Annotated in this window: 16 protein-coding genes; 7 read left to right on the top strand and 9 right to left on the bottom strand. The window is 70.0% G+C overall.

The window, feature by feature from the left end; translation table 11 throughout:
- Positions 1–223 precede the first annotated feature (223 nt).
- The 3 genes from KUTG_RS38395 (at position 224) to KUTG_RS38385 (ending at position 3,203) form a co-directional block, all read left to right on the top strand.
- On the top strand, positions 224–922 hold the full coding sequence (locus KUTG_RS38395) for an aminotransferase-like domain-containing protein (RefSeq protein WP_043723968.1): 699 nt from the start codon (positions 224–226) through the stop codon (positions 920–922).
- 453 nt (positions 923–1,375) lie between these two features.
- Positions 1,376–1,648, top strand: a complete 273-nt coding sequence (locus KUTG_RS38390) for a hypothetical protein (protein WP_157495066.1) — start codon at positions 1,376–1,378, stop codon at positions 1,646–1,648.
- A 4-nt stretch (positions 1,649–1,652) separates the two neighbouring features.
- On the top strand, positions 1,653–3,203 hold the full coding sequence (locus KUTG_RS38385; RefSeq protein ID WP_052395879.1) for a hypothetical protein: 1,551 nt from the start codon (positions 1,653–1,655) through the stop codon (positions 3,201–3,203).
- 3 nt (positions 3,204–3,206) lie between these two features.
- On the opposite strand, the gene KUTG_RS38380 is transcribed toward KUTG_RS38385, so the two are convergent.
- Positions 3,207–3,629, bottom strand: a complete 423-nt coding sequence (locus KUTG_RS38380) for a VOC family protein (protein ID WP_043723964.1) — start codon at positions 3,627–3,629, stop codon at positions 3,207–3,209.
- Between the two features lie 34 nt (positions 3,630–3,663).
- Here KUTG_RS38380 and KUTG_RS38375 point away from each other — a divergent pair, with 34 nt between their 5' ends.
- Positions 3,664–4,029: a hypothetical protein gene (locus KUTG_RS38375; RefSeq protein ID WP_043723963.1), complete on the top strand. Its 366-nt coding sequence runs from the start codon at positions 3,664–3,666 to the stop codon at positions 4,027–4,029.
- 452 nt (positions 4,030–4,481) lie between these two features.
- A complete protein-coding gene (locus KUTG_RS38370) occupies positions 4,482–5,159 on the top strand; it encodes a hypothetical protein (RefSeq protein WP_043723960.1) in 678 nt (225 codons plus the stop codon).
- 9 nt (positions 5,160–5,168) lie between these two features.
- Here KUTG_RS38370 and KUTG_RS38365 read toward each other — a convergent pair whose 3' ends face one another.
- Together KUTG_RS38365 and KUTG_RS38360 are read right to left on the bottom strand one after the other, a co-directional pair.
- Positions 5,169–7,490, bottom strand: a complete 2,322-nt coding sequence (locus KUTG_RS38365) for an FtsX-like permease family protein (protein WP_043723959.1) — start codon at positions 7,488–7,490, stop codon at positions 5,169–5,171.
- Entirely contained in the window at positions 7,487–8,155 is a 669-nt protein-coding gene (locus KUTG_RS38360; RefSeq protein WP_043732076.1) for an ABC transporter ATP-binding protein, read from the bottom strand. The genes KUTG_RS38365 and KUTG_RS38360 overlap by 4 nt, the downstream gene beginning before the upstream one ends.
- Before the next feature lie 109 nt (positions 8,156–8,264).
- Between KUTG_RS38360 and KUTG_RS38355 the strand changes: the two genes are divergently transcribed.
- Positions 8,265–9,383, top strand: a complete 1,119-nt coding sequence (locus KUTG_RS38355; protein ID WP_043723956.1) for a sensor histidine kinase — start codon at positions 8,265–8,267, stop codon at positions 9,381–9,383.
- Between the two features lies 1 nt (position 9,384).
- A complete protein-coding gene (locus KUTG_RS38350) occupies positions 9,385–10,029 on the top strand; it encodes a response regulator transcription factor (RefSeq protein ID WP_084580275.1) in 645 nt (214 codons plus the stop codon).
- Here the strand turns inward: KUTG_RS38350 and KUTG_RS38345 are convergent.
- The 6 genes from KUTG_RS38345 to KUTG_RS38320 form a co-directional block, all read right to left on the bottom strand.
- Entirely contained in the window at positions 10,009–10,674 is a 666-nt protein-coding gene (locus KUTG_RS38345) for an alpha/beta hydrolase (RefSeq protein WP_043723955.1), read from the bottom strand. The genes KUTG_RS38350 and KUTG_RS38345 overlap by 21 nt on opposite strands.
- 88 nt (positions 10,675–10,762) lie before the next feature.
- Positions 10,763–11,443, bottom strand: a complete 681-nt coding sequence (locus KUTG_RS38340; RefSeq protein ID WP_043723952.1) for an alpha/beta fold hydrolase — start codon at positions 11,441–11,443, stop codon at positions 10,763–10,765.
- An 81-nt stretch (positions 11,444–11,524) separates the two neighbouring features.
- The gene (locus KUTG_RS38335) at positions 11,525–11,920 is read right to left on the bottom strand and encodes a hypothetical protein (RefSeq protein ID WP_043723950.1); all 396 of its coding nucleotides are present in this window, start codon (positions 11,918–11,920) and stop codon (positions 11,525–11,527) included.
- A 78-nt stretch (positions 11,921–11,998) separates the two neighbouring features.
- Complete coding sequence (locus KUTG_RS38330) at positions 11,999–12,847, bottom strand: carbohydrate ABC transporter permease (protein WP_232241189.1); 849 nt, start codon at positions 12,845–12,847, stop codon at positions 11,999–12,001.
- Positions 12,844–13,722 (bottom strand): carbohydrate ABC transporter permease, encoded by an 879-nt coding sequence (locus KUTG_RS38325; protein ID WP_052395876.1) that lies wholly within the window; start codon positions 13,720–13,722, stop codon positions 12,844–12,846. Before KUTG_RS38325 ends, KUTG_RS38330 begins: the two co-directional genes overlap by 4 nt.
- Complete coding sequence (locus tag KUTG_RS38320; protein WP_043723948.1) at positions 13,719–14,981, bottom strand: extracellular solute-binding protein; 1,263 nt, start codon at positions 14,979–14,981, stop codon at positions 13,719–13,721. Before KUTG_RS38320 ends, KUTG_RS38325 begins: the two co-directional genes overlap by 4 nt.
- Positions 14,982–15,058: the final 77 nt, after the last annotated feature.

Here is a 15,058-nt window from a genome sequence, read left to right as displayed (position 1 = left end):
GCGCGCCGGATCAGGTGATCGTCACGTCCAGCGCCTGCGCCACCGCCGGCCTGCTCTGCACAAGTTGTTGCTGGCCGCGGGAACTCCCGTGCTGGCGAGGAGCCGTGCCGGCCGTCGATCCGGGCGGCCTTCATGGCCCGCCGCTTTCCGGCCTGCCCCACGCCCGTCGACGAGAACGGGCTCGTGGTCGACGCCGGTGTGACCTTTTTTTTTTGGGGCCCGGATGGCCCTGGTCACGCCGCACAGCCAGTTCCCGCTGGGGCACACCATGTCCCGGCAGCGGATGGCCGAGCTGCTGGCCTGGACCGAGCGGGTCGACGGCTGGGTGATCGAGGACCACGACGATCCCGGCAGCTGGACCGAGCCGTCCGCGCCGACGCCGTGCCAGTTCGACAACGGCCGGGTCATCCACATCGGCGAGTTCGGCCAGGTGCTGTTCCCCGGCCTACGCATCGCCTACGCCGTCGTGCCCGAGGAGCTCGCCGACGTCGTCACCACCGCGCAGCGGGCCGCCGTCGGGCTGCTGCCCATGCTGGAGCAGGCGGCGTTGGCCGATCTCATGTCCACCAACCACTTCATGCGCCACCTGCGGCGGGTTTCCGACGCCTACGGGGAACGCCGCGAGGTCTGCGCGCAGGAGCTGCGCTCGTGCCTCGGTGACTCCCTGCCCATCCAGTCCTCCGCCCGCGGCACGCACCTCATCCTCGGCCTGCCCCCGGGTGTCTCGGCCGACGAGATCGTCGCCGCCGGACGCCGCAGCAGGGTCCGGGCCTATGCCCTGTCCCAGTTCTACGCCAACCCCGACGGCGTGCCGCCGCGCCTGGTCCTCGGCTACGGCGCCACACCACCGGACGAGCTCCGCGCCGGTGTGCACCGCCTGTGCTCGGTGCTGGGCGAGATCAAGGAGCCGGCGCTCGTGTAGTCCACTGTGGATGACGGCCTATCCGGCGGCTGTCCGGTAGGCCGTCATCACCGGTGCGTCGACGCGGACGCCACGGGCCCGCGTGCCGGTGGCGGACAACTGCCCCCACCGGTTCACGTTCGACGCCCGCGCGGCCGTCCGCGCAGGCCATGACCAAGGCGACGGCTATCCGTCGAAACCTCGTCTTTCCTCCTTGAGATCGGCTCACCTGAGGGAAACACGCTCGATGGTGGCCGGCGGCGGTCGCCGGTCGAACAGGTGACCGCCGCGCGCCCGCGAAACAAGAAGCGGTTGAACCACACGGTCCGGACGGCCGCCGTCCGACGGTCACGGTGTTGTCCCTGGTTTCCGGGAGAACCAGGCGGATTTCCGTGTTAATGACGGCCCGGACCACCTGCGCCCAATCGGCTGAACCTCGCTGCCGCATCCGTTTTCGATGGTTATCGTGCATTCGTGTTCCTGGCACCTGCCCGCGTGTGGTGGGCCGCTCTGGTCGTCGTGGTGGCGGTCCTCGAGCTGTTCTTCCCCCCGTCCGCCTCTCTGACCCGGCTCACGGTCGGGGTCTTCGGCCTGATCGCCGTGGTCCTGGGCGGCATCGTGCTCTGGAGTGTGCGCGAGGAACCGGAGCCGGCGCCGATCCCCGACCCCGTGCCGGAACCCCCACCGGTCCCGGAACCGCCGCCGCCGTTGAACGAACGGATGTCGCGGCCGACGGGGAAGAGGTGACGAGATGACGTGCCAGCAGTGCGGCTGGGACGACCCGGGCGAGCACGCCTACTGCGAACGCTGCGGCGCCAAGCGGGTGCTCGACCCGGCTTCTTCGACCGGGGCCGCCGATTCCGTCGGTTTCGCGCGGGACGCCACGCGCTACCTGTGCGCGGCGGTGCAGCTCGATCCCGGGCTCAACGACTCGGCGCTGCGCGGCATCCTGCACGAGGAGCACCGGGCCGTCGCCTCGTCGCCGGGTGTCGATCTCGTCACCGTGCTCAAGTACGGATTGGCCGCGCGGCAACGACAACTGTTACGTGACGGGCTGCTCGGCCTGATCCTGTTCATCTTCATCATCCTGTTCCTGGGGTCGCCGCTGCGGGCCTTCGCGTGGCTCATACCGCTGGGGATCTGCGCGTGGGGAACGGTGTTTGCGGAGTCGATGGTCGCCCACTACAGCGTGGTCGCGACCCAGCTCACGCACACCGCCTTCGATCCGGCCAAGGCACCCCAGCCCGACAACCAGCGTGACCGGCAACGGCTGGCCGAGATCGGGGCGCGGGATCGGGGCAACGTCACGGTGTTCGCCAACTACGCCCCGTTCGTCGGCTACGGGCGCACCGCCGAGCAGTGGTCGTTCTCGCTCAATGTGGCCAAGCCCGCCGAGGATCGGGAGGTCACGCCGTTCACGGTGCAGGAGCTGCACGACTTCGTCGCCGCTGACGTGGGAAACCTCGGCCTGCCCGGCGTCGTGGTCGAGGACCGGCTGTTCGTCAACGGGTTGGATCTGTTGCACGGCTTCGAACCCGAGGTGGAGAAGGCCGTGCTGCCCAACGAGTTGGCGGCCCCGGTGTCCCGTGTGGACGATGACATGTTCGATCGCCTCCAGGACGATCCCAAGAGCCGGGCCCGGCCGTATCTGGTCGTGCGTATCGGCGGCTGGAGCGGGCAGCTGGTGGTGACCCAGTTCCTGCGCTTCGCCCTGCTGCCGCAGAAGGACATGCTGTTCGTGGAGGCCAACTACTGCCTGCTGCCGCCCATGCGGCACGAATACCTGGCGGTGGACCGGTTACGCGCCCGTCCGACGTGGCGGCAGATCAGCCGGGTCGCCTCCACCAGCCTGGCCAAGACGGTGCCCGGTTTGTTCGGCGGCTTCTTCCGTACCGTGGCCGTGCCGCTGGCCGCGCTCGGCCGGGCCAGCAAGCTGCGGCGGGAGGCGCGGGAGATCACCGAGGACCGGTCGTTCAACTACGGCGCCCGGCAGAGCCTGCGCGAACAGGCCGCCGACACCCGTTATCACCGCTATTTCCAGCAGTTGGACCGGGAGATGTACGGCAAGCTGGCCGAGCGGCGCGTGATGGACGCCCTCACCCGGTTCCTGGAGGACCACGGCGTCGACACCAGCGAGCTGGTCGAGCGCACCACCATGATCATGAACAACGGCATCTACGTCTCCGGGCAGGGCAAGATCGACGCCAACAGCCTGGCCGTCGGCGCCAACGCCGTCGCCCGCACCTTCAACCGTGCCACCCAGTCCCGTGGTTCCGGCGGCTCCGGCGGTCAGAAGGGCTGACGGCTAGTTCGGCGACACGAAGACACAGAACGGATGACCGGAGGGGTCCGCGTACACACGCAGCGGCTCCTGCGGGTCCGCCGACCGGTCGAGCAGCATCCGCGCCCCGAGGCCCAGCGCCTTCTCGTGCGCCGCGTCCAGGGCCTCCACGTCCGGCACCGTCAGGTCCAGGTGCAGCTGCTGCGGCCGGTCCGCCGCCGGCCACGCGGCCTCCGGCAGCTCGTCCACGTGCTGAAACGCCAGTTGCGACCCGCCCGGGTTGCGCAGCACCAGCCAGTCCTGGCCCAGCGGGTCCGGCTCCCCCTCCGCCGGCCGCTCGTCCCCCTTCCGATACTCCAGCCCGAGCAGCTGCCGGTAGAACTCCGCCAGCCCCCTCGCGTCCGTCGTGTCCAGTACCACCTGCCGGAATTTCGGTGTCGTTTCCACACCAGCCACCCTGGCACGCCTTTACGCTGCCGGCATGCCCGTCTCCGAGAAGGCCCGTGCCGCCGCCCGCACGTTCCTCGACACCGACGACGAGATCCGCTACATCTTCCCCGCGGTCCTGCTCATGAGCGCCCGTCCCTGTGTCCTCATCGTGGTCAGCGACAAGGCCGTCAAGGTCCTGTCCACCGGCCACTGGAGCCGCACCGTGCCCAGGACCCTGGAGGCCGAGTTCCCCCGCCAGACCCGCCTCGGCCCCATCGAGGACCACGTCGGCGCCCGCTTCACCCTCGGCGGCCTCAGCTTCGAGCTGGACGAGGAGTACATCGCCGTCGTCAACGCCGCCGACCTCGAACGCGGCACTCGCGACCTCCTCCCCCCGGACCCCCTCCCCGACCTCTGAACCACGGCCGGCGCCCCTTGGTCGTTGGGCCCCGGTCGCTGGCCCTGGTCCCTGGGCCAGAACGAAGCCACCGGGATCCAGGACTCGGTCTGCCCGCTCGACGGGCCGGGACGTGACCCGCCCCTGGCGGGGAACCGGCCATCGACTTGAAGCCGCCGGTCGGCCGGCTCAACCAACCGGCACGCCACCGGACGCCGGAAGCGAACCGCCCACCGGTCCGAAACCACCGACCCAGCCCCCGCCCAGCCGGAGCACACGGTGCCGGATCAAGCAGCCCCCGAATCAATCCAACCAGATCAACATGGGAAGCCCCGCCGACCGCGGCCAACCATGATCGCGTAGCCCGGACCTGCCAGTTTCACCGGGTAGAATGGAAAATGGGGGCTGCTCACGCCCTGTTGATCTTGGCCGTTCCGCGGTTGAACGCGGCGGGGGCCCGCTAGCCTGGCTCGGTGACTGGCGCGGACACCATCTACCTGGTCGAGGTCGGCTCCGAGCGCGCGGGCGAGGGTGAGCGGAACACCGTGGGCGGCTGGCCAGTCCTGGATGCGGGGCTGGCGTGGCCGGTGTGTGACTGCGGCGAGCGGATGGTGCTGTTCTTCCAGGTGGACGTGCCGGCGGACATCGCGGTGTTCGGCGGTGACCACCTGCTGGTGTTCCAGTGCCCCAGGCACAACGACGCCTGCTTCCCGCCGTCGAGCCGGCGGCTTCCCGAGGGGTTCTGGGATGCACCGCCGGACAACGACATGCGGTTCTGGCAGATCCTGCTGCACAGGGGAAACATCCGGGCGGCGGAGGCGGATGCCTACCTCCGACCGCGCCGGCTGATTCTCACGCGGGCGGAGGAGCGGATCGACGAGCACGGGCGTGGGCGTCCGGGGTTCAAGCTCGGTGGAGTCCCGGCCTGGGCGCAGGATCCGGAGCACTACATCTGCGGGTGCGGAGCGGCGCTGGCCCAGGTCTGCCAGGTGCCGGAGGACTTCGGCTTCGACAAGCGGCCCGAACGGCCGTCCCAGCCGTACACCTTCCACGACGATCAGTACGGCCTGTTCCTGGGCAACGAGGTCTACATCGTGGCCTGCCCGGAGCACTGCAACGCGGCGGCGGCCTGGCCGATCGCGCAGAACTGACGCCCGGGGTCAGTCGACGCGCATGGCGGTCACGGGGGTTTCGCGGGCGGCGCGGCGGGCGGGGAGGAGGCCGGCGATCATGGTCAGCACGATGAGGCCGGCCGAGGTGCCCAGGAGCAGGGGCATAGGGACGGTGAGCGGGGCGCCGAGGCCGAGGGACAGCACAGCCAGCCAGGCATGGGGAATGCCGATGATCAGTCCGAAAAGGACACCGACGACTCCGTGCAGGGCGGCCTCGGAGACGGTGATGCCGCCAAGGGCCAGGCGGGTGAGGCCGATGGCCCGGAGCATGCCGGATTCGCGGCGGCGCTCGACCACGGAGAGGGCGGCGGTGGTGCCGACGCCGACAACGGCGATCAAGAGCGTCAGCGCGAGCACGGCCAGGGCCAGGATCTCCAAGGAGGCAACGAGATCACGGCGTTCGTCACGGTACTGGGAGAGCACGGTGACCTGGGCGGCGTCGCCGAAGCTGGGCGGGGAATCGGTGGTGAGCAAGGCGTTGGTCGGCCGCTCGGGAACTCCGAGGTGGCCGAGGTCGGCATGGTCGATGGCCATACCGGCGCCGGCGATGGTCTCCCCGACGACGATCGCCGCCACCTTGATGTGCAGGTCGCCGAACAACAGGGTGTCACCGAGCTTGACGTGAAGGATCTCGGCGTAGCCAGTGGAGACCGCGGCGCGGCCGGGGCCGAGGTCGTCAAGTGAGCCACCCGTGGTCCGGATGTCGCCGACCAGCGGCAGCTTGGCAATATCCACATCGGACACGTTCAGGTCGGCCGGCACGCCGTTGACGACCAGGGCCTCACGGACGATCCGGAACTTCAGGCCGTCGAGCTTCGCCAGCACGGCGTCGGGGATGGGCTGATCCTCCTTGGCCGCGGTCACCTCGACGTCGGCCGGGAACGCGGCGGCGACCTCGGCGTCGTTGAAGGCGCGCACGCTCTCGCCACCGACGAGCACGCCGGTCAGCAAACCGGTGCCCAGTGCGACGACGGCGGACACCGCGGCCGCACGGCGAGGAGCACCGCCGACCCCTTGCACGGCAAGGCGAACGGTCGGCCCGAGCGGGGCAACCACCGCACCGATCCCACGCAGCACGGGTCGCAGCAACACGGGTCCGAGGGCCAGCAGGGCGCAGAACGTCAGCGTGCCGCTGGCGATGGTCAGCAGCAGGAAGTGCAGGACCGCGCCGCCCGGCCGCGAGGTGGCGACGATGCCGTCACCGAATGCCTTGTACGTCACCAATCCCGCCGCGACCAGCAGCACGACCCCGATGGCCACGCGCAGCCAACTCGCCGTGGACGAGTCACGGTCGGCGTCGGTGACCCGCAGCGCCTCCAACGGCGAAACCCGGCTGGCCGAGCGAGCCGGCGCGAGGGCGGCGAGCATCGTGACCAGAACCGACACGACAACCACGAGCGGAGTGAACGGCAATGCCGGTCCCGGGCCGCTGACGCCGAGCAGGAATGCCACCAGGTAGCCGACGCCGATGGCCGCCCCGACGCCGATGACACCGGCGACCAGACCGACCAGGGCGCCCTCGGCCAGGAAGGCCCGCACCAGCTTCCGGCGCGGCGCACCGACCGCCCGCAGCAGCGCGGTCTGCCGGATCCGTTGCGCGAACACGATTCGGAACGTCGAGGTGGCGACCAGCAGCGCGGCGATGATGGCGACGATCACGAAGGCCGTCAGCACCGCCAGCAGCGATTCGATCTTGCTGTCGGCCGCCGCCAGGGCCTCGTCCCGCGCCTCGTCGGCGGTCTGCACGCCGGGTAGCGAGGAGGACCCGACAATGTCGATCCGGCTCAGCTGCGCCGGGGCCACGGCCAGCAACTTAGTATCCGCCATGTAGACGGCCGCCCCGTCGCCCGAGGGAGCGTCGACGATCGCCGTCACCGTCAACGACTTCAGCACCGACCCGATGGCCAGTCCGGACGTCGACGAAGCGGCGATCTCGTTGGGGCCATAGGGATAGGCGCCCTCGATCACGTGGATCCGGGTCAGCGGACCGGAGCCGGGATCGGCGGTGAGCTGGTAGTGCTTGCCGTTGACGTTCAACGACGCCACCATGCGGCCGGTCGCGTCGACGACGCCGGGCGCGTGCCGAACCTTGTCCAGCTGCGACAAGGGCTCACTGCCGTCGGAGTACAGCACCTGGTCCACACCGGACGGAATGGCGGTCAATGTGGACAGTGCCGTGGCCTTGGCGATGTCGTGCGTCAGCATGGCCGCGGTGGCGAAGAAGGCGGCGACGGTGATGGCGATGTCGGTCAGGGCCAGCCGTGCCGGCTTGCGCAGCACGCCCCGCAGGTGAGTGGCGACGAAGTTCACGCGGCCACCCGCCCATCGGCCATCGTGATCACCTGATCGGCGAAGGACGCCGCGGTCTGGTCGTGCGTCACCATGACGGTGGTCTGCCCGAGGTCCCGCACCGCCGTGCGCAGCAGCTCCAGAACCTGGTCGCTGGAGGCCGAGTCCAGGTTGCCGGTCGGCTCGTCGGCGAAGATCACCTCGGGCCGGCCGAGCATGGCCCGCGCGATGGCGACGCGCTGCTGCTGGCCGCCGGACAGCTCGGACGGCAGGTGCCGCAGCCGGTCCCCGATGCCGAGCATGTCCACCAGGTCGCGGAACCGTCCCTTGTCGACCGACCGACCGGCCAGGGCGGCCGGCAGCAGGATGTTCTCCCGCGCGGTCAGTTGCGGCAGCAGGTTGAACGACTGGAACACGAAGCCGACGCGGTCCAGCCGCAACCGGGTCAGGCGGCGGTCGGACAGCGCCGTGACGTCGACGTCGCCGAGCAGCACTCGCCCCGATGTGGGCGTGTCGAGGCCGGCCAGACACTGCATCAGGGTGGACTTGCCGGAGCCGGAGGGGCCGACGATCGCCGTCAGCCGGGCCCGTCCGAACGCGACGCTCACCCCGTCCAACGCGCGCACCTGCGCCACTCCGCGCCCGTAGACCTTGACCAGGTCCGTCGCGGTGATCGCTGCTGCCATGCCCACAGCCTCGCCGCTCGCACCCGGACGCCGCCTCCGCCCAAGGACCGGTCCGGCTATGACTTTCGGCCGACCTGCGGCCCCGGCCGGAGTGACTACGCTGCCCCACATGCGCTATCTGTGGGCACTGTGCTGGCTGGCCGGCGCCGCCCTGCTGCTCACGCTGGGCGCCATGGACTACGAGGCCGGCACGATCCGCGACGATCCGCTCGGCGTGTTCCAGCTCGGATCAGGTCTACTGGCCTGCATGATCGCGCTGGCCGGCCCGGGGCTGGGGCGGATCGCGTTGCCGCTCGTCAGCCTGCTGCCGGCCATGTCCACGACGACCGGCACGGTGCTCACCGCCGCCCTGACCGAGCGGCGGCCCCCGTTCACGTTCGCCGCCACGGTCGCGTTGTGCTGGCTGATCGCGTTGATCGCCTGGCGCGGCAAGCCCGTGCTGGCGGCCGTCACGCTGCCGATCATCTCGGCCGCGGTCGTGACGCAGCCGATCCTGGTGAACAGCAGTGGCATCGCCGCCGTCGCCGCGCTGGCGCTGGCCCTGCTGCTGGTGGTGTCGATCGCCGCCGGGTTGGCGGCGCGGCTGGTGGGGATCAGCCGGGAGCGGCAGGCCGACACGATCAGGCTGGCCCAGCGCGCCGAATTCGCCCGTGACCTGCACGATTACGTCGGTCATCACGTCACCGGAATCGTGCTGCTGGCCCAGGGCGCGCGGGCGATGGCCGAGAAGAAGCCGGAGCTGGTGCTGCCCGCGCTGGAACGGATCGAGCAGGCCGGCACCGAGGCCATGGCCACCATGCGGCGCATGGTCGGGCTGCTGCGCGAGGCCGATGCCGGCGCCGAATTCAGTCCACCCGCGACGGTCGCCGACGTCTCACGGCTGGTGGACGAGTTCGGGCCGCCCGCGACCCTGGAGCTGGACGGCGAGTTCGAGGGGCTGCCGGCCGAGCTCCAGTCCACTGTGCACAGGGTCGTGATGGAGGCGTTGACCAACGTGCGCAAGCATTCCGACGGCGCACACGAGATCATGGTGCGGATTTCCCGGTCCGGGCAATGGGTGCAGGTGGTGGTGTCCGACGACGGCCGGGCCAAGCACGCCGGCCGCGGCGGATTCGGGTTGCGGGGGCTGGGCGAACGCGTGTCGGCGGTGGGTGGCAGCATCAAGGCCGGACCGGGCGCCGACGGCGGCTGGGTGGTCGAGGCGAGCCTGCCCGTGGGAGGGAACTGAGGTGCCGATCAAGGTTCTCATCGCCGACGACCAGGCGATGATCCGGGCCGGCCTCGCCATGATCCTGGCCGCCGAGGACGACATCGAGGTGGTCGGCGAGGCCGTCGACGGCCTGCAGGCGGTGGAGCTGGCCGACCGGCTGACGCCGGACGTGGTGCTGATGGACATCCGGATGCCCAAGATGGACGGTCTCCAGGCGCTGCGGCAGCTGACCAAGCCCGGGCGGGTGGCCGCGCCGCGGGTGGTCGTGGTGACCACCTTCGACGACGACGAGTACGTCTACCAGGCCCTGCGCGGCGGGGCATACGGCTTCCTGCTCAAGGACTCCGGCTCCGCGCTGCTGGTCGAGGCCGTCCGAGCGGCCGCAGCCGGCGAGGCGCTGGTCAGCCCGGCGATCACCGTGAAACTGTTGCGGCAGCTCAGTTCCCCGTCGACCCTGTCGCCCACGGCCGACCTGTCCGCCCGCGAGCTGGACGTGGTTCGCCTGGTGGCCAAGGGACTCACCAACACCGAGATCGCCGAGCGGCTGTTCATCTCGGTCGGCACGGTGAAGACCCACCTCGGCAACGTGCAGGCCAAGCTGACCGCCCGCAACCGCGTGGAGATCGCGATGTGGGCCTGGCAGTCAGGCGTTGTCGACCGCTGACGCGATCTCGTCCAGCAGCACGGCCAGTTCCCTCGGCATGGACAGGAACGGCGAGTGGCCGGCGTCGAGCCGCCAGATCTCGTTGGCACGCTGGGACATCTGCTCCTGCAACGCCGGCGGCACCGCCCTGTCCTGCTCGCACAGGACGTAGGTGGACGGAATGTCCCGCCAGCCGGCCCCGATCTGCCGGTCCCGGGCCGCCTGCGCGCTCTGCGGCCGCAGCCGGGACACGGCGTCCCGCGCCAGGTCCGCCGGCACGTCCGCGTAGAACATGTCGATCGGGTCGGCGGGCGGCGGCAGCATGTCCAACCCGGGCGGCAGTTCCTGGCCGACCGTGGACAGCGGGGACTGGCCCTCGTCCAGCATGAACGCGGCGAGGTAGACAAGCCGGTCGCCGGCGGAAGCCTGTGAGATCACGACGCCGCCGTAGGAATGGCCGAGGAGCACCACCGACGTGCCGATCGAGTCCACCTTCTCCCGCACGACCTTGGTGTCCGCCTCGACGCCGTAACCCGGACCGTCCATGCTGGGCAGGTCGACCACGTGCGTCACCCGGCCCAGCGCGCCCAGCTCGTCGCGCAGCAGCTCCCAGCACCACGAACCGTGCCAGGAGCCGTGCACCAGCACGATCTCCACTCCGGACATGCGTGTCCCCCATCAGGTTTACCCGCCGACCCAGGACAATCACGGTAGGCCCGCGAGCCACGACTCAGGCCCGGATCAGGGATATCCCTCACGAAGCGTCGTCGGCCGCCGACGCGATCTCGTCCAGCATCGCGGCCAGCTCGGCGGGCATGGACAGGAACGGCGAGTGGCCGGCGTCGAGCCGTCGGACCTCGTCCGCCCTCCGCGCCAGCTCAGCCTGGAACTCCACCCTGATCGCCTTGTCCTGCTCGCACAGCACGTACGTGGACGGGATGTCGCGCCAGCCGGCGGCGGACTGCTCGTCCCGCCAGGACTGCGCGCTGTGCGGCCGCAGCCGGGACACGGCGTCCCGCGCCAGGTCCGCCGGCACGTCCGCGTAGAACCGGTCGATCGTGTCGTCCCCGAGCGGCACGGACTCCTGGTCGGCCGGCAGTTCCGCACCGACCGAGGACAGCAGGCTCGCGCCCTCGTCGAGCTGGAACGCGGCGAGATAGACCAGGCGCGCGATGTTCTGGGCGCCGGCCGCCGCCTGCGACACCGGAATCCCGCCGTAGGAGTGGCCCAGCAGCAGCACCGAGCCGCTGACCGAGTCCACCGTCTCACGGACGACCTTGGCGTCGGCGTCCACGCCGAAGGCCGGCCCGGACGCGCTGGGCAGGTCGACGGCGTGCGACCGTCGGCCGAGGGCGGCCAGTTCGACGCGCAGCGGTTCCCAGCACCACGAACCGTGCCAGGCCCCGTGCACCAGCACGATCTCCACTTGTGACATGCCGTTCACGCTAGGCGAATCCGCCGCGCGGTCCCAATTCCGCGGGGACACGTGTCCGGATTCGACCGACAACTGGCTCGGTCAGTTGTCGGTGCTCTCGGTGATGTCCGCGTCGCACTGCACCGTGCCCTTGCCCTCCTTGGTGATCGGGCTGTCCTTCTCCAGCGTCACGGCGCACTTGACCGGCTTGCCGTCGGTGGTCTTGACCGACACGGACACGTGGCCGAGGCCGGCGGCCAGCAGCGTCTCGTGGAAGGGCAGGGTCTCGGTGGTGGTGCTCTTCTTGGGCGTGCTCTTGGGGCTCTTGTTGTCGGTGGTGCCGGGCTGGGTCGGGTACTCGACCGTGACCTCGCCGGAGCCCTCGCCGGTGACCTGGAGCTTGACCTCGTAGGTGTAGCTCTTGTTGCCACATCCGGCAAGGAGGGCACCGCCCACCGCGACCAGAGTGACCATCGGAATCAGGCGGCTCATCGTCATGCCCGCATCGTCCCGTGCCGGGACGTGGGGCCGCCTCTGCCCGGGGACGGATTCCGGCCTCTGACTTTCGGCCGATGCTCAGCCCTTGACCGAGCCGCTCAGCCCGCCGACGATCCGCCGCTCGGCCAGCACGAACACCCCCAGCGCCGGCACCATGGACAGCGTGGTGAAGGCCAGGATCCGGGCCGTGTCCTGGGAGTACTGCGACTGGAACGTCGCCACGCCCAACGGCAGAGTGAAATGCGACTGGTCGTTGAACACCAGTAACGGCAGCAGGTAGGCGTTCCAGCTGGTCACGAAGGCCAGCACCGTCACGGTGCTCAGCGCCGGCATCGACAGCGGCAGCAGGATACGCCAGAAGAACCCGAGCCGCGACGCTCCGTCCAAAGTGGCCGCGTCCTCCACCTCCTGCGGTATCTCCAGCATGAACGGCCGCAGGATGAGGATGGTGACCGGCAACGAGAACGCCGCCTCGGGAATCGCCACCCCCAACGGGTTCTCCAACAGGCCGATCTGCCTGAGCTGGAGGTAGAGCGGCAACGATGCCACGGCCAGCGGGAACAGCAGACCCACGGTGAACAGCCCGTACAACGCCTCGCGGCCACGGAACCTGTAGCGCGACAGGGCAAATCCCGCCATCGCGCCGCAGCCGACCGCCAGCGCCGTGGCGATCACCGCGATCACGGCGCTGTTCCACAGAAACCGCCAGAACGTCGACGCGCCGAGGATGGCGAGGTAGTTGTCGACCACCCAGGGGCTGGGCCAGCCGACCGGGGCGGCGTTGACCTGGGCCGTGGTCCGGAAGCCGCCGATCACGACGAACAGCAGGGGGACGACGGTGACGCCGACGACGAGCAGGGCGGCGAGATAGCCCAATGGTCGCAGCGAGTTGCGCCGCCTGATGATGTCCGGGGCGGTGGTCCTCACCTCAGTGCGCCTTCCGTGTCCCTGCGTAGCGCGAATCTCTGGTACAGCAAGGCGAACGCGAAGCAGATGATGAACAGCACCACCGCCACCGCGCTGCCGTAACCGAACTCGTAGCGTTTGAAGCCGTGGTCGATGAGGTAGGTGGCCATGGTGGTGGAGGCGTTGGCCGGACCGCCCAGCGTCATGATCCAGACGACGTCGAAGACCTGTAGCGAGCCGATCACGCTGAGGAAGATCCAGATGCGGATGGTGGGGCCCAGCAAGGGAAGCACGACCTGGCGGGTGGCCTGCCAGGCCGAGGCGCCGTCGAGGGCGGCGGCCTCGCGGAGCTCGGTGGGGATGCCCTGGAGGCCGGCCAGCAGCAGGATGATGCCGAAGCCGATGTACTTCCACGTGATCACCACGAACAGGGTCAGCAGCACCACCTTCGGGTCGGCCAGCCACTGGCGGATCAGGCCGTGCAGACCGAAGGACGACAGCGCCTGGTCCACGAAGCCGCCGGGTTGCAGGATGAGCAGCCAGATCACGGCGGTGGTGGCCTCGGACAGCACGTACGGCGCGAACACCACCAGCCGCAGCGCGGAGCGGCCACGAAGCTTTCGGTTGAGCAGCAACGCGATGCCCACGCTGATCGGCAGCTGAACGACCAGCGACAACACGACGATCACCAGGTTGTGCTGGACGGCGCTCTGGAACACCGCGCCGCCCAACACGTCCCAGTAGTTGCCGAGCCCGACGAAGTCGGTCAGCGAGCCGAAACCCTGCCAGTCGTAGAGGCTGTAGTACGCGGCGACGCCGATCGGCGCCAGCACGAAGCCGACGAACAGCACCAGTGCCGGGCCGAGCAGCAGCGCCAGTTCGAGCCTGCGGGTCACCGGTCCCCCGTCGCCGCCTGGCCGACCGATTGCGCGACGCTCGCCGAGGTGCCCTTGCCCGCCACGAAGTTGGCGATGGCGTCGTCGAGCGCCTGGCCGACGGCGGTGGGCAGGGCGACGTCGAAGTAGGTCTGGATGTAGGTCGCCTTCTGGCTGAAGTCGAACACCTGTCGCAGCGTCGCATCCTTCAGGGCACTCGCGGCGTCCGGGTTGACCGGCAGGCCGATGCCGGCGGCGGCCAGCTTGCTCTGCACCTCTGTGCTGCTGATGTACTTCAGGAAGTCCGGGCAGGCCGGCGGGGCCGCGGTGGTGCAGGAGAAGCCGTCCCCACCGCCGAGCGTGACGCCCGGGTCGCCGGCGCCGCCGTCGACCGACGGGAACGGGAACCAGCCGAGCTTGCTGGCGAAGTCCTTGTCCTCGGTCAGCGCGGCCATGGTGCCGGGCTCCCAGTCGCCCTGCAGCTCCATCGCGGCCTGCCCGTTGGCCACCATGCCGGCCGAGCTGCCGGCGCCCTGCTGCGCCGGGGTGCCGAGGAAGCCCTCCTGGAACGGCTTCTTGGCCAGCAGCGCGGTGAGGTCGTCGCCGGCCTTGCGCCAGCACGGGTCGTCCAGCTTCTGCGCCTCGATCGACTGCTTGACCACGTTCGTCGAGCACTCGCGGACCGCGAAGTAGTCCCAGTAGAAGGCGTCCGGCCAGCGGTCCTTGCTGCCGATCGCGACCGGCGTGACGCCGGCGGCGCGCAGCTTGTCGATGGCCGCGTCGAAGTCCGCCATGGTCGCGGGCGGCGTGGTGATGTCGGCCTTGGCGAACAGGTCCTTGCGGTACCAGAAGCCGACCACGTGGCGGTCGTAGGGCACGCCGTACTGCTTGCCACCTGACTGCCAGCCCTCGGCCGCCTTGCCGAGCTTGCCGATCCAGCCCGACACCGCCGAGGTCAGGTCCAGCACCTTGCCGGACTTGATCTGGCTGGTCAGCTGGCCGCCGCCCCACTGCTGGTAGGCCCCGGGCGGCGAGTCGGACTGCAGGGCCAGCGGCACCTTGGTCTGGAACTGCTCGTTCTGGATCGGGTCGACGGTGACGGTGACGTCTGGATGTGCCGCGTGGTAGCCGTCGGCGACCGATTGCCACAGGCTCTTGAGCGGGTCTGACGTTCCGTTGTGCCACCAGGTGAGCGCGCCGGAACCGGTGGTTCCCGACGAGCCGCACGCGGCGACGAGCAGCGCCGCGACCACGGCGGCGCACAGCCGGATGCTTCGCATTACTGGTCCACTCCTGACGACGTCGGCCGAGCTGGACCGGGCTCCACGGCCCGAATTGGTGCCTGAGTCTGGGGCCG

The organism is Kutzneria sp. 744, assembly GCF_000568255.1.
Taxonomy (GTDB): Bacteria; Actinomycetota; Actinomycetes; order Mycobacteriales; family Pseudonocardiaceae; genus Kutzneria.
The sequence above is the reverse complement of the archived record's forward strand: the minus strand, read 5'-3'. Positions and strand labels throughout refer to the sequence as shown.